Raw genomic sequence first — 20,007 nt, 5'->3', positions numbered from 1 at the left:
AATGGATAGGCATCGTTTCGATTCTGGTAGCCCTTGCGCTTTTATTGTCTTTGCTTTATGAGGGATTGGTTGAAAAGGGAAATGCGCCTTTGGCGGAACAAGGCGTTTTGGACCTAAGAGATATCGGGCTGCCGCAGCATGGGATGGCCACGCTTAGGGGAGATTGGGAGTTTTATCCGGACAAGCTTCTGGAACCGGGAGATTTTTCCCAAGGGCAGCCCTCAGGAAGAGTATTCCTAAAGACTCCTGAGACCTGGACCGGAAAGCCAGAAACCGGGGGTGTCAAAGCAAGAGGCTCGGGCACGTACCGGCTAAAGGTGTTGGTGCCGTCTGACGAAGCGATCTATGGAATAAAGATCACCAACATCCGCATGGCCCACAAGCTGTACATCAATGGAAAGCTTATGGGGCAAAGCGGAACTCCGGCTTATACCCGGGAAGAGCATCGTCCGGGAAATACGCCGTATACGGTTTTTTTTCAATCGAACACCGGTGAACTGGATATCGTCATTCAGGTTTCCAATTATGTCTTCTTCAACGGAGGCATCGCCAGGCCCATCCAGTTGGGGGCGCAGGGAGCGATTATGTTCCGGACTGCCTTAAGCGTGGGGGGCGATCTGGCTTGTATTCTGATCTTTGCGCTGGTCGGCATCCACCAAATCCTTCAATATCTACCCAGAAGGTTCGACAAGAGCAATTTGTACTGCGGGCTGTTCCTGGTGCTGATTGCTATCCTGCAGACGATGCAGGACGAGAAGCTTGCCCAACGGCTCCTTCCGCAGATCCCCTTTAACGTCATTTACAAAATGCTGGATGCCTCCTTCTTCTTGGCGAGTCTCGTTGCCGTACTCTTGTTCTGTTCCTTGAACAGCCGTATGCTGCCCAAGCGAATGCAGGTCCTTCTCACCCTTCCGATTGCGTTGACGGTAGCCGCGATTCCCTTCGTGCCTTACCGGATCTTTAACGAGGCGAAGCTCTACCTGATGATTTATGTCGGGTTTGTGTTGATCGTCTTGATGGGAGGACTTGCCCGGCTCTATATCCGGCAGCAGAAGGGCAATTATAAAAGCAAAGAACTGCTTCTTTTTATGGCGGCCGTCTTTTCAATAGAAATCTATATGGTTGCGGATTCCCTCTCCAAGGAGAGTGTGATGTCGTCCGATTTTATCGGCAAGTTGGCAGCAGTGTTCTTTACCATCCTGATGAACATTTTGCTGGCCTTCCGATTCGCCCGAACCATGGAAGAGACGCAGGTTTTGACCCGCCAATTGACGGCATCCAACCAGACGAAGGACGAATTTCTCATGATGACGTCCCATGAGGTCCGAACGCCGCTCAATGCCATCATGAACATTACTTCTCAACTCTTGGATGACGAAGAGGGAACGCTCACGGCCAAGCAACAGCAGGACCTTTGGCTGGTTCGGGATACTTCCGTAAGGCTGGCCATGCTGGTGCAAGACTTGATGGATGTGACCCGCTTGCGGCACGGCGAGATGAACATGCAGCCGACTGTCGTCAATGTCCGGTCTGTGGCACGGCTTGTGGTCGACATTCTGCAATTCGAGCTGGCGGGCAAGCAGGTGGAGCTGCGAAATGGGATATCCCCCCGACTGTGGGTGCGGGCGGATGAGAACCGGCTGCGCCAGATCCTGTACAACCTTGTGCATAATGCCATTAAGTATACCAAGACGGGAAGCATTACCTTAAGCGCAACCGCGTATGAGGATAAGGTCCATCTCGATGTGGAGGACACGGGGATCGGGATAGCGCCGGATAAGCAGCAGAGGCTGCTGCAAAAGGAAGACCCCTTCGGGTATGACCTGCCGGAGGACGGGTACACGGGGATGGGGGTCGGCCTGTACATTTGCCGCAAGCTGGCGGAGGGCATGGACGGCTCTCTCGGCATCGATTGGTCTGAGCCCGGCAAGGGCACCCGCATGAGGGTAACCTTGCCCCTTGAGGAGGAAGACGCGGCCCCCGAACGATCGGATAACCGGAATGATTCGCGGCGCCATTCCCTTCAAACGTTGGACCCTCTGGAGGTTCTGGGCGAGCACAAATACACCATTCTGATCGTGGACGACGAGCCATCCAACCTCTATACCCTGCTGAACATTCTGCGGCGGCACCCCTACAATGTGCTGTCGGCGCTTTCCGCCAAGGAGGCGCTCGCCCAAATCGACCGGCATCCGATGATCGATCTGGTCATTCTGGATGTGATGATGCCGGAGGTCTCCGGGATCGAGCTGTGCCGGATTCTGCGGGAACAGCAATCCATCCTGGCGCTGCCGATCCTGTTCGCCACCGCCAAGGACCGTTCCCAGGATATTGTGATGGGCTTCGCGGCGGGGGCGAATGACTATGTGACCAAGCCCTTCGAAGGGGAGACGCTGGTGGCCCGGATTCAGACGCTTCTGGCCATGAAATCCTCCATCCAGGAAGCCATCCGCAACGAATTGGCCTTTCATCAGGCGCAGATTAAGCCGCACTTCCTGTACAACGCCTTGAGCAGCGTCATCTCCTTCTGCTATACAGACGGGGAGAAGGCGGCTTACCTGCTTTCGCGGCTCAGCCAGTACCTCCGGTACATTCTCGATATGGACAGCTATGAAATGCGGGTACCCTTGAGCCGGGAGCTGGAGTTGATCGAGGCCTATGTGGATATCGAGAGAGCCCGCTTTGACGACCGGTTCGAGTTCGTCAGCCATGTGGAGGAAGGGTTGGAAGAAATGCCGATTCCCTCTCTTTGCATTCAGCCGTTTGTGGAAAATGCCATCCGGCACGGGTTCTTTGACAAGGAGGGCCGGGGAACGGTTGCCCTGACGGTAAGAAGGGCTGCCGAAGCGGTGGAAGTGACGGTCGAGGATGACGGGGCAGGCATCCCGGAAGCGATTCTGACGCAGATTACGGGCGTCGGCAGGCCGGGGGATGGAGTGGGCATTGGCATTCTCAATATCCGGCGCCGGCTGGAGTCCATTCCCGGGGCCGCCCTGGATGTGATATCCGAGCCAGGCCAGGGAACCAAAGTCGTCATGCGCTTGCCGCAGGACGCGGATGCATAAGCCGTTCGGGAGAAGGGGAGAGGGGCATGTTCAGCGTCGTTATTGTGGAAGATGAGAAGCCGATCCTGGAGCTGATGAAGGTCATCGTTGGCCGCAGTCCCCATTGCCGGATTATCGGCGCCTTCAGCAATCCTCTGGAAGCGCTGGAGAGGCTGCCCGAGCTTCGGCCGGACATCGCTTTTCTGGATGTGGAGATGCCCAAGCTCTCCGGTCTTGAGCTTGCCCGGAAGTTGAACGAGTGCTGCGAAGGCACGCGCATCGTCTTTACTACCGCCTATAAGGAATATGCGCTGGAGGCGTTCCGGGTATATGCCTTCGATTATATATTGAAGCCGGTTACACCCGCCGCCATCGACCGAATCACGGCCCGCATGCTGAAAGAGAAGGCGCGCATGGAATCGGCCGCGGCGGCGGAGACCGTACAGAAAATCAGCATCCGTTGCTTTGGCAGCTTTGAGGTTCGGGGTCCCAAGGGCGAGCTGGTGCGTTGGCCGACGCGGAAGGCCGAGGAACTGTTTGCCTATCTGCTGTGCTGGCCCAATCAGCACACGAGCAAATGGATATTGGCCGATCTGCTCTGGCCGGAGATGAACGAAGAACGCGCCATTCACAATCTGCACAACACCGTGTATCGGCTGAAGAAGCTCTTGAAGGAACAGGACATTGGGATGGACGTCGTCAAGACGGGAGACGGCTATCTGTTGAAAACCCTGGGCATCGGCTATGATCTGCTGGAATTCCGGCAGAGCCTCCCGCTGCCCTCGGAAACGGGGCAGGCGGAGGCAGAGCGGATGGAAGCCTTGTTTAGCCTGTATCGCGGCCCTCTGTTGGACCATAAGGATTACATGTGGAAGGTACAGCTTGAGGAAAGCTGCGGCAAGCTGTTCCGGACCATCGGTTGCCGTTTGGCCGAACGGTACTTGGCGGAAGGGGACTTTAACCGGGCGGAGCAGCGGCTATTGACCGGCCTTTCTCACTATCCCTTAGAGGAAGAGTTTCATTTGCTTCTGTTGGAGGTCTATGCGGCATCCGGCAAAAAAGAGCGGATCGGCCGACATTTCTCGCTGTTCGAGAACCGGTACCGCCGGGAAATGGGCATGGAGGTGCCCGCCGAGATCAGCCGGAAAGCCAGGGAGTACATGGAGTCGTGACAAGCTGAGAGAATTTTGAGAGACGGTTCCCCTATACTGGTAGCAAATCTCCCCCATTATTGTCGATTTCGAGAAAGAGAGCGATGCAAATGAACGCGAGAAAAATGAAGTTTCTGTCGACTTTTACGGCGGTTGCGCTTGTTGTGAGCGTGCTGCTTTCGCTTGCCTGGTGGCCAGGAAATGTCAATGCATTCGGATCGGGGGCGGGTACGGCCGCAAATCCGTATATCATTACGACGGCAGAGGACCTTAACCAGGTACGCAACACATTGGGAGCCTATTACAAGCTGGGCGCCGATATCGATCTAAGCGGCTATACCAACTGGGTGCCGATCGGGACCAGCTCGAGACCGTTCACCGGCAGCATTGACGGGGATGGACATACGATCACCGGGTTGAAAATTGCCCGATCTTCGCAATCCAACGTAGGTTTATTCGGTTACGTAAATACAGCAGGCCAGATTCGCGATGTCCATTTAGTGGGAGTAGACGTAACGGGAAGCAATTCCACTGGCGGTTTGGTGGGGTATATGTATAAAGGAAAGATCGAAACCAGCAGCGTAAGCGGAATGGTAACGGGGGTCAGCGAAGTCGGCGGTCTGGCGGGGAGCCTTTATTTCACTACCAGTATAAGCGGCAGTTCCGCCAATGTAGCCGTTATCGGGGACTCTTATGCGGGTGGCTTGATCGGAAGATACGACAGTACGATTGCCTCGTCCGATAACTCCGCGAGCGGGGACGTATCGGGTAACGGCGCGGTCGGCGGCTTAATGGGAAGAACAAGCGGAGGCGTCATTAACAGCTATGCCAGCGGAAACGTAACAGGCAAGGCTGCCGGAATCGGCGGGCTAATCGGCCAGGCGACTTCAGGAAAAATCGAATCCAGTTACGCCACGGGAAATGTTACTTCCAATGGAGGAACGAATATCGGCGGCCTAATTGGGAGTATCGGGAGTACATCAGGCAGGGTCGAAAAAAGTTACGCTACCGGCAATATAACGGCCAATTATGGAAGCTATAACTACGCTGGGGGGTTAGTAGGCAATTCTTTCGGCATCATTATCAATTGCTACGCCACCGGAAATTTAATCCATCAAACAGAGCCCTCTGCCGTCCCCGCCGGATTCGGCGGTTTAGTGGGACTGAATGATAATGGTAACGTTCAGAATAGCTATTCCATCGGAAATGTATCCGGAGGCGGCGGTTTGGCATACAGCGGAAGGAATATTACTAACAGTTACTATGACATGAATACGTCCGGTCAAAGCGACACGGGGAAGGGTATCCCCAAGATAACGGCCGATATGATGAAACTGTCCACGTATTCTACTTGGGATTTCACTTCCATTTGGTCCATCCACGAAGGTGCGGGTTACCCGAAGCTGCGATATTCCGTTGCCTATGACAATAACGGAGGAACGGCAGGTACAGTGCCGACGGATGCCAACTCCTATATTCCCGGCCAAGCCATTACCGTGCTGGGGAACACCGGCAGCCTGGCGCGGGACGGCTATGCGTTCGCGGGCTGGAGTCTTGATCCAAGCGGGAAGGGTACGATTTATGCGGCGGGGGATTCGTTCCCCTTGGCAAAAACCCTCAACGTTAAGCTTTACGCGAAATGGACCCCGGTCTCTACCATTGCTCCCATTGGGAACCAGACGTTGCCGGACCTGCAGGAAGGATACGCTTCGGGAACCCAACAGGCGTATACGGTGACCATTACCCGGACAGGTGCAGGAGTGTTGACGAATTTGGCCGTTCACTTAAGCGGGGCGGATGCCGATGCGCTTGAGATAACCGGACCGGCGGCTACGACGTTGGATAGCGGGAGAGCTTCTACCACGTTCACGGTGAAGGCGAAGGACTACCTGCCAAAAGGGACATATAGCGCAACGGTCACGGTTTCGGCGGACCAAATGGCGGATGTGACGTTTAACGTCGGCCTGGCGGTGAAAAAGAAACCGATCGTCAAGGGAGACGGTACAGGGGACGGGAAGGTAACGCTTGCCGATTCCGTGCTGATTACGAAATACATGCAGGGGAAGATCACCTTGACTCCGGAGCAGATCGAAGCCTTGGACATGAACGGAGACGGGGAACTGACTGCCGAAGACGCGGATATGCTTCAAGCTTTATACGTGGCAAAGCCATAGGGAGAAGAAAACGAGAGAGAAGCTGAAATCCGGTCGCCAACCGGGTTTCGGCTTTTTTTGTCGAGGGATTTGAGAGAAATTTGAGAGACGGCTGCTTTATAATGGCCGAACAGAGAGAGCTATGCCAAAAACCGAATTTATTCGATGGAAAGAAAGAGAGCGACGGAACATGAACGTGAAAATCAGGAAGCCTTTATCCGTTATGATGGCGGTTTTGTTGACGTTGGGCACGCTTTCCTCGTCTGCGTGGCTGCCGGACAAAGCGAAGGCGGCAGGAACGGGCTCGGGAACCGAAGCCGATCCGTATATCATTACAACGGCGGCCCAACTCGACGACGTGCGTAACCAATATGATGCCGTTTATTACAAGCTAGGCGCCGATATCGACCTAAGCGGTTATGACAATTGGGTACCGATCGGAGACCAATCTTTTCCGTTCAAAAGCTATTTTGACGGAAATGGGTACACGATCACAGGATTAACCGTTAACAGACCTGCCTCATCCTATGCGGGATTGTTCGGTTACCTCTCGGGGGGACAAGTGCAGAATGTCCGATTATCGGACGTGAATGTCGTCGGGAAGGACTACGTTGGCGGCTTAGTGGGATTTCTATCGAGCGGTAGCGGTAGAGCGGAATACAATACCGTCAGCGGCCAGGTGAGTGGGAATAGCAATATAGGCGGCTTGGCGGGGGGAACGGACTCCTCTTCCTATATAAACGGCAACTCCGCCAATGTCGCCGTCAATGGCAACATGAACGTGGGCGGCCTGATCGGATTTTACGGCGGTAACCTTACCATGACCGACAATTCGGCAAGCGGCAACGTGACCGGAACCGGTAATAATGTCGGCGGTCTGATCGGGAGTACCTATGGATCGGCCGGAACGCTGAGCAACAGTCACGCCAGCGGCATCGTAACCGGAAAGAGCAGCGCCAGCACGAATCTTGGCGGGTTAGTCGGAAATAGCGCCTTCTCAAAGATCGAATACAGTTATGCCACGGGAGACGTCAATTCTACGGGAGGAACCTATCTCGGCGGCTTGGTCGGCTTCGGCCTATCGACCGCGCTTGAAAAGAGCTTTGCCACCGGCAACATAACCGTTACCGGAACCGCCAATCCTTTCGCCGGCGGGTTAATAAGCCGAACGAACAGCAACATTACCAATTGCTATGCGAGAGGCAATGTAACGGCAATCGGGGCGTCTACTTCCTACCTGGGCGGCTTGGTCGGAAGTCATAACGGCTATATTCAATACAGTTATTCCGTCGGCAGCGTAACGGGGAAAGGATCGCTAAACGCCAGCTTGGCAGGCGGCGGGGGAACCATCACCGACAGCTACTATAACAGGGATACCGCCGCGCAAAGCGTCGGGCAAAGCTCAAGAGGCACGGCCAAAACAACGGCGGAGCTGAAGAGAGCGGCCACCTTCAGCCTGTTTAACTTCAAAGAGGTTTGGTTCATCAAGGAGGGAGTGGATTATCCGGAGCTGCTCTATCCGGTCGCCTATGACCACAATGGAGGAACAGGGAAATTGCCTGCCGCCGTTGCCTATTATCAGCCAGGCAGCACGGTTTCCGTTCTGGGCAATACCGGTAACTTGACGCGGTACGGGTATATCTACGCGGGATGGAGCACGAATCCCTCCGGGGTTGGCACGGTCTATAAAGCCGGGGATCTCTATACCACGGACTTGCAGTCCGTGAAGTTTTACGCGAAATGGCTGTTGAAGACGTATAGGATCGCCCCTCTGGATAACCTGGCGTTCCCGGATTTGTTCGAGAAATACGTAGCCGGAACGCAGGAAATGAAAACCGTTACGGTGACGCGAACGGGCACGGAGGACTTGACCCATCTGACAGTTCGCTTGAGCGGCAGGAATGCCGACGCCTTCGAGATTGCCGGCCCGGCGGCAACCACGTTGAATACCGCGGCGCCTTCCGCCACGTTCACGGTAAAGGCGAAGAACGGCCTCCCCAAAGGCAATTACACCGCGACGGTTACCGTAACGGCGGATCTGATGGCGGATGTGACGTTTACCGTCGAACAAGCCATCAATGTCAAACCGATTATCAAAGGCGATGCTACAGGCGACGGGAAGGTTACCGTTGCGGATTCCCTGCTGATTACCAAGTACATGCAGGGCAAGGTCACTTTGACACCGGAACAGTTCGAAGCTTTGGACATGAACGGGGACGGAAGATTGACGAAGGAAGACGCGGATATGGTCCAAGCGTTATATGTGATAAAGAACTAGGGGAAGCATAGGTTTGAGAAGCCGAGGACCCGGTGAGAACCGACCTTCGGCTTTTTCCTGTTCCGAGAAAGAGTCTCCTGGACGCTGGGGGCTTTGGGAGAATTTTGAGAGATGACTGTTTTATACTAATAGCGATTACTCTCGAATATTGTCGCAAATGGGAGAGCCGCCGTGAATTACACGGGAAAACTTTGCGTGTAATTTTTTTCGGGTGCATGGCTAAGCAAGGTATCGAGGGCTGGGGGGACAGCGTTTGCCTAGAGCGAAATGAATCGGTCATGAAGCCATGTTCCTAAACTTCACCACATTGGATAAGAAAGAGAGCGCGAAAAAATGATCGCAAAAAAAAGGAAAGCATTAGCCGTTTTTATGGCAATTGTGCTTGTTACGGGTACGATTCTATCTGGGCTTACATGGGTGCCGGATAAAGCCAGAGCCTCGGGTACGGGCTCGGGGACAGCAACCGATCCGTATATCATTACGACGGCGGAGCAGCTCAACAATATCCGCAACTCCATGGGGGCTTCCTACAAACTTGGCAATGATCTCGATCTAAGCGGGTACGTGAACTGGGCACCGATCGGGACAAGCATTCAGCCGTTTAGCGGCGGCTTCGACGGTGACGGGCATACGATCACGGGATTAACCATCGACAATTTCTCGAACTCTTACGTAGGCTTATTCGGTTATGTCGATACAGCAGGCCAGATCCGCAATGTTCATTTATCCGGAGTAAATGTGCTCGGAGGGACGAATGTTGGCGGTTTGGTAGGATATATCAAACAAGGCAAGATCGAAAACAGCAGCGTAAGCGGTGCTGTCAATGGGGCCAACCAAGTCGGCGGTCTGGCCGGAAAGTTTGATTCGTCGGCCGCCATTGCCGGCAGCTCTGCTCATGTAACGGTTGGGGGACAAAACTACCTGGGCGGTTTGATCGGCCAATACAGCAGTACGGCTGCCATGAGAGACAATTTTGCCACCGGCAACGTGAGAGGTGCCGGTTTTGTCGGGGGATTGATCGGGGACCTTAACAAAGGCGGCAATGTCATCAACAGCTATGCCAGCGGCAATTTAGAAGCAGGTTCGATGGCTGGCGGTTTGATCGGCAGTACAGGTTCAAGCAGAATCGAATCCAGCCATGCTACGGGAAACATCTCTTCTACAGCAGGCCAATATGTTGGCGGATTGATCGGAACGACGTCAAACACGACCATCGAGCGGTGCTATGCCGCAGGCAATATAACCATTACTCAAGGAAATTGGCTGTACGCCGGCGGTTTAGTAGGCTATTCAACCGGCGTCATTAATAACTCCTATGCCACTGGCAATGTCACAGCGGTGTCCGTTATGCTTGCCGTCTTCGGCGGTTTAGTAGGCGGCAATATCATGGGCCAAATTCAGAACAGCTACTCGGTCGGCGCCGTTACATCAGGCGGCGGATTGGTAAGCTCCAATAACGGCGGCACCATCACGGGCAGCTATTACGATAAGAATACGTCCGGCCAAAGCGACACCGGAAAAGGGACGCCCAAGACAACGGCGGAGATGAAGGCGGCGGCTACCTATAGCGGCTGGGATTTCACGACGGTCTGGTCGATTAAGGGCGGAGATTACCCGAAGCTGCGCTATTCCGTCACCTACGACAAAAACGGGGCAACTGCCGGAACGGCGCCGACTGACGGCAATTGGTATGCGCCGGGCAGTTCCGCTCCTATACAAGGGAATACCGCCGGTCTGACGCGGGACGGTTACGCTTTTGTAGGATGGTCACCGGATCCAGACGGAAGAGGAACCGTATATGCGGCAGGCGAGACTTACCCCATGGGAACCCTCAACGTTACGCTGTATGCGGTGTGGACTCCGGTTACGTATACAATCGCTCCCTTGGGAGAGCAGACCTTCTCGGTTTTGCAGGAAGGGTATGCGCCGGGAACGCAGGAGCCGAAAACCGTTACTGTTACCCGAACGGGGACAGGCGATTTGACGAACTTGACCGTCCGCTTAAACGGCACCGATGCGGATGCCTTCGAAGTAGTTGGACCTGCGGCAACGACGCTGGATAGCGGGACACCTTCCACCACCTTCACGGTGAAGGCGAAGAATAGCCTGTCAGAAGGCACTTATCACGCAATGGTTACGGTTACGGCCGATCATATGGCGGATGTGACGTTTACCGTTGAACAGACGGTGAATAAGAAGGCGAGGATCAAGGGCGACGGTACAGGGGATGGCAAGGTGACGGTTGCCGATTCTGGGATGATTACGAAATACATTCAGGGCAAGATTACCTTGACGCCGGAGCAGTTCGAAGCCTTGGACATGAACGGGGACGGGAAATTGACTGTTGAAGACGCGGATTTGATTCACGCACTTTATGTAGGGGGACAATAAAATGAAGCATCGCACAATGGGAATGACCCGGTTTATGAGGCAAGCCGTTTGTCTTCTCCTTCTTTTGAGCTTGGTAATGGGGCCATTTGCTTCCCTTACCCGCGTTCATGCGGCAGGCGTTCCGGTGGCGGCAAGCGTGAGTAGCGTCTCGGGCGCTCCGGGGGAATCGGTTGATGTGACCGTATCCATCGATCCCGGAGATTATGATGTAGCCGGATATGATCTCAATTTGACCTATGATTCAACCGTACTGGAGTTGGCGCCGACAAATCCGGTAACCAATACGGCAGGTGCCCTGATATTCAATTCTGGCACGAAAAAGATTGGAGAGATGCAGGCCGTTCATGTCTCCGCAAGCATTTTTGGGTCTATGACCCTCCTATTAGAGAAAGCGAATGTTTTTACCATTCATTTTAAGATAAAGGAGACAGCCATCTCCTCGAATTCGTATGTGAATATCGTCAAGAACACCGGCGCCACCGACCCCGCCGGCACTTATTTTGATGGGATGGAAGAAGCTTATTTACCTATCCCGCAACTTACTCCCGGCAAGGTAAGCGTGGTTCCTGTGCCGAAGAACGTAACGGTTGGAATCGGGAGCGTGTCCGGAGTAGCAGGGGAAACGGTAACGGTGCCGGTTTCCATCCTGGAGACAGCGGGAGCAGTGGCCGGCTACGGCATGCAGCTGGATTATGACCCGACGGCGTTGGAGGTGATCAGCATCGTTGGCAAGTCCGGCGATCTTTTTAAATCCAATAAAGATAATACAGAAGGCTGGCTGAGGGTGGCGTGGACGGATCTTACCGGCGGCGATCATGCGTTGGCTAAGGGGGATGAGCTGTTCTCCGTCGATTTTAGAATAAAAGACAACCCAACGAAGGGCGACAAAGGGATTACGGTGAACCACCAGGAGGATGTGAACTATCTTACTCTTGTTGACAATAACCTCGTGGAAATGATAAAGACCGTTTCTCCAGGAAAAGTAACGGTCAACGAGCTGACGAACGCGGAAAAGCCGACGATCTCGACACAGCCGCAGGACATGACGGTCAACGTCAACGAGGCCGCGAGCTTGAGCGTCACGGCGAAGGTAGACAGCGGGAATCTGAGCTACCAGTGGTACAGCAGCACGACGAACAGCAACGAAACCGGCACGGAGATTGCGGACGCGACGAAAGCCACCTTCTCCGCTCCGACGGGTAAGGCAGGCACGAGTTACTACTACGTCGTGGTGACCAACACGGACACCAGCAAGACTGGGCAGAAGACGGCGGAGACTAAGAGCGCTGTTGCAACGGTGACGGTGAACGAGCTGACCCATGCGGAAAAGCCGACGATCTCGGCGCAGCCGCAGGACATGACGGTTAACGTCAACGAGGCCGCGAGCTTGAGCGTCACGGCGAAGGTAGACAGCGGGAATCTGAGCTACCAGTGGTACAGCAGCACGACGAACAGCAATGAAACTGGCCAGCCGATTCCGGATGCGACGAAAGCCACCTTCTCCGCTCCGACGGGTAAGGCGGGCACAGCCTACTACTACGTCGTGGTTACCAACACGGACACCAGCAAGACCGGCCAGAAGACGGCGGAGACGAAGAGCGCTGTTGCGACGGTGACGGTCAACGAGCTGACGAACGCGGAAAAGCCGACGATCTCGGCACAGCCGCAGGACGTAACGGTCAACGTCAATGAAGCCGCGAGCTTGAGCGTCACGGCGAAGGTAGACAGCGGCACGCTGAGCTACCAGTGGTACAGCAGCACGACGAACAGCAATGAAACCGGTACGGAGATTGCGGGAGCAACGAAGGCCACCTTCTCCGCGCCGACGAATAAGAACGGTGTCTTCTACTATTACGTGGTAGTAACCAACACGGACAGCACGAAGACCGGCCAGAAGACGGCAGAGACGAAGAGCTCCGTTGCAACGGTAACGGTCAACGAGCTGACGAACGCGGAAAAGCCGACGATCTCGGCACAGCCGCAGGACGTGACGGTGAACGTCAATGAAGCCGCGAGCTTGAACGTCACGGCGAAGGTGGATAGCGGCACGCTGAGCTACCAATGGTACAGCAGCACGACGAACAGCAACGAAATCGGCACGGAGATTGCGGGAGCAACGAAAGCCGACTTCTCCGCTCCGACGGGTAAGGCAGGCACGAGTTACTACTACGTCGTGGTGACCAACACGGACACCACGAAGACCGGGCAGAAGACGGCGGAGACTAAGAGCGCTGTTGCGACGGTGACGGTGAACGAGCTGACCCATGCGGAAAAGCCGACGATCTCGGCGCAGCCGCAGGACATGACGGTGAACGTCAACGAGGCCGCGAGCTTGAGCGTCACGGCGAAGGTAGACAGCGGGAATCTGAGCTACCAGTGGTACAGCAGCACGACCAACAGCAACGAAACTGGCCAGCCGATTCCGGATGCGACGAAAGCCACCTTCTCCGCTCCGACGAATAAGAACGGTGTCTTCTACTACTATGTTGTGGTAACCAACACAGACTCCAGCAAGACCGGCCAGCAGACGGCGGAGACGAAGAGCTCCGTTGCAACGGTGACGGTCAACGAGCTGACGAACGCGGAAAAGCCGACGATCTCGACACAGCCGCAGGACGTGACGGTTAACGTCAACGAGGCCGCGAGCTTGAGCGTCACGGCGAAGGTAGACAGCGGGAATCTGAGCTACCAGTGGTACAGCAGCACGACGAACAGCAATGAAACCGGCACGGAGGTTGCGGGAGCAACGAAGGCCACCTTCTCCGCTCCAACGACGAAGGCGGGCACAGCCTACTATTACGTGGTGGTAACCAACACGGACAGCACGAAGACCGGGCAGCAGACAGCAGAGACGAAGAGCGCTGTTGCAACAGTGACGGTCAACGCACTGACTCATGCGGAAAAGCCGACGATCTCGGCACAGCCGCAGGACATGACGGTCAACGTCAACGAAGCCGCGAGCTTGAGCGTCACGGCGAAGGTAGACAGCGGGAATCTGAGCTACCAGTGGTACAGCAGCACGATCAACAGCAACGAAACTGGCCAGCCGATTCCGGATGCGACGAAAGCCACATTCTCTGCTCCGACGGGTAAGGCGGGCACAGCCTACTACTACGTCGTGGTAACCAACACGGACACGAGCAAGACCGGCCAGAAGACAGCAGAGACGAAGAGCTCTGTTGCAACGGTAACGGTCAACGAGCTGACGAACGCGGAAAAGCCGACGATCTCGACACAGCCGCAGGGCGTGACGGTTAACGTCAACGAGGCCGCGAGCTTGAGCGTCACGGCGAAGGTAGACAGCGGGAATCTGAGCTACCAATGGTACAGCAGCACGACCAACAGCAACGAAACTGGCCAGCCGATTCCGGATGCGACGAAAGCCACCTTCTCCGCTCCGACGAATAAGAACGGTGTCTTCTACTACTACGTCGTGGTAACCAACACGGACAGCACGAAGACCGGGCAGAAGACGGCGGAGACGAAGAGCGCTGTTGCGACGGTGACGGTCAACGAGCTGACGAACGCGGAAAAGCCGACGATCTCGACGCAACCGCAAGACGTAACGGTAAACGTCAACGAAGCCGCGAGCTTGAACGTCACGGCGAAGGTGGACAGCGGCACGCTGAGCTACCAGTGGTACAGCAGCACGACCAACAGCAACGAAACTGGCCAGCCGATTCCGGATGCGACGAAAGCCACCTTCTCCGCTCCGACGAATAAGAACGGTGTCTTCTACTATTACGTAGTAGTGACCAACACGGACACCAGTAAGACCGGCCAGAAGACGGCAGAGACGAAGAGTTCTGTTGCAACGGTAACGGTCAACGCACTGACCCATGCGGAAAAGCCGACGATCTCGGCACAGCCGCAGGACATGACGGTCAACGTCAACGAGGCCGCGAGCTTGAGCGTCACGGCGAAGGTAGACAGCGGGAATCTGAGCTACCAGTGGTACAGCAGCACGACGAACAGCAACGAAACCGGCACGGAGATTGCGGGAGCAACGAAAGCCACCTTCTCCGCTCCGACGAATAAGAACGGTGTCTTCTACTATTACGTGGTAGTGACCAACACGGATACCACGAAGACCGGCCAGAAGACGTCAGAGACGAAGAGCACTGTTGCGACGGTAACCGTCAACGAGCTGACGAACGCGGAAAAGCCGACGATCTCGGCACAGCCGCAAGACGTGACGGTAAACACCAACGAAGCCGCGAGCTTGAGCGTCACGGCGAAGGTAAACAGCGGCACGCTGAGCTACCAGTGGTACAGCAGTACGACCAACAGCAACGAAACCGGCACGGAGATTGCGGGAGCAACGAAAGATACCTTCTCCGCTCCGACGGGCAAGGCGGGCACAAGCTACTACTACGTCGTGGTAACCAACACGGACACCAGCAAGACCGGGCAGAAGACGTCAGAGACGAAGAGCTCTGTTGCAACGGTAACGGTGAACGAGCTGACCCATGCGGAAAAGCCGACGATCTCGGCACAGCCGCAAGACGTGACGGTGAACGTCAACGAAGCCGCGAGCTTGAGCGTCACGGCGAAGGTAGACAGCGGCACGCTGAGCTACCAGTGGTACAGCAGCACGACGAACAGCAACGAAACCGGCACGGAGATTGCGAACGCGACGAAAGCCACCTTCCCCGCTCCGACGGGCAAGGCCGGCACGAGTTACTACTACGTCGTGGTAACCAACACGGATACCACGAAGACGGGCCAGAAGACAGCAGAGACGAAGAGTTCTGTTGCGACGGTAACGGTCAACGAGCTGACCCATGCGGAAAAGCCGACGATCTCGGCACAGCCGCAGGACATGACGGTGAACGTCAACGAGGCCGCGAGCTTGAGCGTCACGGCGAAGGTAGACAGCGGCACACTGAGCTACCAGTGGTACAGTAGCACGACGAACAGCAACGAAACCGGTACGGAGATTGCGAACGCGACGAAAGCCACCTTCCCCGCTCCGACGGGCAAGGCAGGCACAAGCTACTACTACGTCGTGGTAACCAACACGGACACCAGCAAGACCGGGCAGAAGACGGCAGAGACTAAGAGCGCTGTTGCAACGGTGACGGTCAATGAGCTGACGAACGCGGAAGCGCCCGTGATAACATCGCAGCCGCAAGACCGGACCGTAAACGTTGGCGGCACGGCTGACCTAAGCGTGACGGCAACGGTAGGTAGCGGCAAGCTGAGCTACCAATGGTACAGCAACACGACGAATAGCACGACAGGCGGCACGGAGCTTTCGGGTGTGACCGGTGCAACGTATTCCGCACCAACCGCTACTGTTGGCACGAGTTACTACTACGTCTTGGTAACCAACACGGACTCCAGCAAGACGGGCCAGAAGACGGCAGAGACGAAGAGCTCTGTTGCAACGGTGACGGTCAACGATCTGACAAACGCGGAAGCGCCCGCGATAACGGCACAGCCGCAAGACCGGACCGTGAACGTCGGCGGAACGGCTGACCTAAGCGTTACGGCAACGGTAAGCAGCGGTAACCTAAGCTACCAATGGTACAGCAACACGGCGAATAGCACGACAGGCGGCACGGAGCTTATAGGTGTGACCGATGCAACGTACTCCGCGCCAACCGATAGCATCGGCACCACTTACTACTATGTCGTGGTGACCAACACAGATACCAGTAAGACCGGCCAGCAGACGGCAGAGACGAAGAGCGCTGTTGCAGCGGTGACGGTCAACGACCTGACAAACGCGGAAGCGCCCGCGATAACGGCACAGCCGCAAGACCGGACCGTGAACGTCGGCGGAACGGCTGACCTAAGCGTTACGGCAACGGTAAGCAGCGGTGAGTTAAGCTACCAATGGTACAGCAACACGACGAACAGCAACGCAAATGGTACGCCGCTTGCGAACGCGACGAAAGCCGCGTTCTCCGCTCCGACGGACAAGGAGGGCACCATTTACTACTACGTCGTCGTAACCAATACGGATACCAGCGTGACCGGCGAGAAGATATCCTCAGTGACAAGCATCGCCGCCAAGGTAACGGTAGAACAGTCGACACCCACGTCGTCAGGACCCAATCAACCTACCTCTCCCAATACGGGGGGCGGAAACATCAAGGATGTGGGCACGGCAGTTGAAACCCAGGTTGGCGACAAGAAGATTATTACCGTCACCGTCGATCCCCAAAAGCTGAACGAGAAATTGGCGGCCGAAGGCAACGGTGCAACGATAACCGTTCGGGTCACGGAGGAATCCGACGTTGTGATCGGCGAATTGAGCGGTCAAATGATCAAGGATATGGAGAAGCAGCAGGCGAAGCTTGTTATCCAAACGGACAACGCGTCTTATACCCTTCCGGCCGATCAAATCAATATCGATGCCGTATCCAATCAACTCGGCAGCGAAGTTACCCCGAAGGATATCAAGGTGCAAATCAAAATTGCCGAGCCTTCCGATCAGACGATTAAGCTTGTGCAGGCTGCGTCCGAGGAAGGGAAGTTTAACCTTGTTGTTCCTCCGGTTGAATTTACCATTACCGCCTCGTTCGGCGGGAGAACGGTCGATATCGCCAAGTTCAATGCTTATGTGGAACGGACGATCTCCCTTCCGGAGGGGGTAGATCCGAAAAAGGTGACGACGGCCGTCGTTATCGAACCGGATGGTTCGGTTCGCCATGTGCCTACTCAAATCACAGTCGTCGACGGGAACTATTTTGCCAAGATCAACAGCTTAACGAACAGTACGTATACGCTTATCTGGCATCCCGTTACCTTCAAGGACGTTGAGCGTCATTGGGCGAAAGAGGCCGTAAATGATATGGGATCGCGGACGATCATTGACGGTATTGGAAATGGACGGTTTGCTCCTGACCAAGCCATTACTCGGGCGGAATTCGCTGCCATTATTGTTCGCGGCCTTGGATTGAAGCTGGAGAACCGCACGGCTCCCTTCTCCGATGTGAAGTCGACCGATTGGTATAGCAGCTATATTGAAACAGCGCGCTCGTATAATCTGATTAACGGCTTCGAGGACGGCACCTTCCGTCCGATGGAGAAGATTACTCGGGAGCAAGCGATGGTGATGTTGGCCAGAGCGATAAAAATAACCGGTTTGTCGTCGAAGTTGCAAACGAACAACGGAAAGGATCTGTTAAGCTCCTTCCTTGATTCTAGCCAAGTATCCGCTTGGGCAACATCAGGTGTCATCGACTGTTTGCAAGCGGGAATGATCTCGGGACGAAACGGTCACCGGCTCGAACCTGAAGCGCTCGTCACAAGGGCGGAAGTCGCAGTCATGATTCAGAGGTTGTTGCAAAAGTCTGATCTTATTTAAGAAAGCTAAGTTCTATCAGGGGTATCCTCGGGGCTGTCTATCATGGCCTTGAGGATGCCTTTTTTTACGGGGTTTATTCTTCATCCGCAGAAATACGGGAGGCGCGCCTTAACCGCCTTATGAATGGAGGTGAGATTCCCTGGCCCTTAAACATTGAAAGAGGGTGTTCCTCCGCCATCAACGATGACTTTGAGAACACCCTCTTTTGCTTCACATAGAGATAAGATTACCTCAGATCAAACCCTTTGCTCTTCACGTAGTCCGTATACCCGTCAAGCGGCAAGTCTTCGTTCAGCATGGCGATAAGCTTGCCGGACCAGCTTGCCTTTTGCTTGTTGCTCGTCCTCGCGGCGTAATACTCCCCGATTTCCGCGTCATACTTCTCCACTGTCGTTTTAAGCTCATGATCGGGATACCGGTTTTCAAAAAACACGGCGGACCGGGGCAGACGCGGTTTGGCCTCGGGGGACTCGGCCGGTACCCCTACCGCGAGTCCGACCAATGGAATGACCAGGTTCGGCAGCTCCAGCCACTCGTCCAGCGCGGGCAGGGCTTCGTTGATTCCGCCGATGATCACGGCTCCGAGCCCCAGGGATTCGGCGGCCAGGTTGGCATTCTGCAGGGCCAACGCGGCACTCAGCACAGCGGTTTGATAAAAGTACGAGTAGCCCAGGTTGCGACCCATCTTCTCCTGCTGCTCCGGTCCGGCGGCCAGCATCATCCGGTGAAGATCGGCGCAAAAAACAAAAAAGTACCCGCATTCCGCAATCGACGGATTCTTCGAATGCGCCGCGATCTTCTTCCGCAGCTCGGGGGCGGTCACGCCGATGATCGTAAACGGCTGCATATGGGCGGAGGTCGGCGCCATTTGCGCCGCATCGACAATGGCGTCCAACTGCGGGGCGGTCAATGGCATGGGTTTAAACTTGCGGATGGAGCGGTGCCGGCGGATCACGTGCAAAACCTCATTCATAGCCATTTCCTCCACATTCTTCGGTACTCTGGAGACCGTATCCATTATGGTTTCCATGGAAACCATAATAGCAAGGCTAGAATCATCTGTCAAATGGTTTCCGCGGAAACCATGGTATAATAAAAAGAAAAAAAGGAAGGCTTGCCGTATGCCCGCCATGAATGCCGATATCCTTCAACTCAAAACCCGCATTGAAAAATCCATGTACCGGATTCTCATTCAAGAAACCGACAAGGAGCAGGACCGGGCTTGGCTCGTCGAGCGCATTTCCGATGAACGGCTAAAGAAGCTGTTGCCCCGCCTGTCCGTCTCAAGCCTGCACGTTCTGGACGTGATCCATGCGCGGGAAAGCATCAACGGGGTCGATATTGCCGGCGAGATGGGAATTACCAAGGGCGCCGTCTCCAAAATTACCCGCAACCTGCTGGAGCAAGGGCTGATTCGAAAAAGTCGGCTGCCGGACAACTTGAAAGAAATTTATTTCTCCGTCACCCCGCTTGGGGCCGAGCTCGCCGGGATGCACCGGCTGTTTCATCAGGAGCAGGACAAGAAAACGACGGAGCTGCTGAACGGCTTCGACGCCGCCTCGCTGGAAATTGTGGCCGACTTTTTGGAGAAGCTGGCCAATACCCGATAGCCGGAAGCTTCAAGCCGGCCCGAACGCCATCAACGGACTCCAAACGCCATCAGCGGGCTCCG

Annotated in this window: 8 protein-coding genes; 7 read left to right on the top strand and 1 reads right to left on the bottom strand. The window is 55.3% G+C overall.

Translation table 11 applies throughout. From position 1 onward, the window contains the following. The first annotated feature begins 323 nt into the window (after positions 1–323). The 6 genes from ACSEXS_RS19810 to ACSEXS_RS19785 all read left to right on the top strand — a co-directional run bounded on the left by ACSEXS_RS19810 (position 324) and on the right by ACSEXS_RS19785 (position 18,335). Entirely contained in the window at positions 324–3,065 is a 2,742-nt protein-coding gene (locus ACSEXS_RS19810) for an ATP-binding protein (protein WP_438434982.1), read from the top strand. 26 nt (positions 3,066–3,091) lie between these two features. Further along, complete coding sequence (locus ACSEXS_RS19805) at positions 3,092–4,216, top strand: response regulator (protein WP_438434981.1); 1,125 nt, start codon at positions 3,092–3,094, stop codon at positions 4,214–4,216. A gap of 89 nt (positions 4,217–4,305) precedes the next feature. Continuing rightward, positions 4,306–6,369: a GLUG motif-containing protein gene (locus ACSEXS_RS19800; RefSeq protein WP_438434980.1), complete on the top strand. Its 2,064-nt coding sequence runs from the start codon at positions 4,306–4,308 to the stop codon at positions 6,367–6,369. 202 nt (positions 6,370–6,571) lie between these two features. After that, complete coding sequence (locus tag ACSEXS_RS19795; RefSeq protein WP_438434979.1) at positions 6,572–8,626, top strand: dockerin type I domain-containing protein; 2,055 nt, start codon at positions 6,572–6,574, stop codon at positions 8,624–8,626. Positions 8,627–8,959: 333 nt separating this feature from the next. Beyond that, positions 8,960–11,017: a GLUG motif-containing protein gene (locus ACSEXS_RS19790; RefSeq protein ID WP_438434978.1), complete on the top strand. Its 2,058-nt coding sequence runs from the start codon at positions 8,960–8,962 to the stop codon at positions 11,015–11,017. Positions 11,018–11,387: 370 nt separating this feature from the next. Continuing rightward, positions 11,388–18,335, top strand: coding sequence for an S-layer homology domain-containing protein (locus ACSEXS_RS19785; protein WP_438434977.1), 6,948 nt, complete (start codon positions 11,388–11,390; stop codon positions 18,333–18,335). Positions 18,336–18,561: 226 nt separating this feature from the next. Here the strand turns inward: ACSEXS_RS19785 and ACSEXS_RS19780 are convergent, their stop codons facing one another. Then, the gene (locus ACSEXS_RS19780) at positions 18,562–19,308 is read right to left on the bottom strand and encodes a nitroreductase family protein (RefSeq protein WP_438434976.1); all 747 of its coding nucleotides are present in this window, start codon (positions 19,306–19,308) and stop codon (positions 18,562–18,564) included. A gap of 148 nt (positions 19,309–19,456) precedes the next feature. Between ACSEXS_RS19780 and ACSEXS_RS19775 the strand changes: the two genes are divergently transcribed. Next, complete coding sequence (locus ACSEXS_RS19775; RefSeq protein ID WP_438434975.1) at positions 19,457–19,945, top strand: MarR family transcriptional regulator; 489 nt, start codon at positions 19,457–19,459, stop codon at positions 19,943–19,945. Positions 19,946–20,007 lie beyond the last annotated feature (62 nt).

Source organism: Gorillibacterium terrae, assembly GCF_051594785.1.
Taxonomy (GTDB): Bacteria; Bacillota; Bacilli; order Paenibacillales; family NBRC-103111; genus Gorillibacterium.
The sequence above is the reverse complement of the archived record's forward strand: the minus strand, read 5'-3'. Positions and strand labels throughout refer to the sequence as shown.

Bases quoted from the DNA above. Each gene is read 5' to 3' on its own strand.
- ACSEXS_RS19790 (WP_438434978.1), top strand. From the start codon at position 8,960: ATGATCGCAAAAAAAAGGAAAGCATTAGCCGTTTTTATGGCAATTGTG.
- ACSEXS_RS19775 (WP_438434975.1), top strand. From the start codon at position 19,457: ATGCCCGCCATGAATGCCGATATCCTTCAACTCAAAACCCGCATTGAA.
- ACSEXS_RS19785 (WP_438434977.1), top strand. From the start codon at position 11,388: ATGACCCTCCTATTAGAGAAAGCGAATGTTTTTACCATTCATTTTAAG.
- ACSEXS_RS19800 (WP_438434980.1), top strand. From the start codon at position 4,306: ATGAACGCGAGAAAAATGAAGTTTCTGTCGACTTTTACGGCGGTTGCG.
- ACSEXS_RS19805 (WP_438434981.1), top strand. From the start codon at position 3,092: ATGTTCAGCGTCGTTATTGTGGAAGATGAGAAGCCGATCCTGGAGCTG.
- ACSEXS_RS19795 (WP_438434979.1), top strand. From the start codon at position 6,572: ATGATGGCGGTTTTGTTGACGTTGGGCACGCTTTCCTCGTCTGCGTGG.
- ACSEXS_RS19780 (WP_438434976.1), bottom strand. From the start codon at position 19,308: ATGAATGAGGTTTTGCACGTGATCCGCCGGCACCGCTCCATCCGCAAG.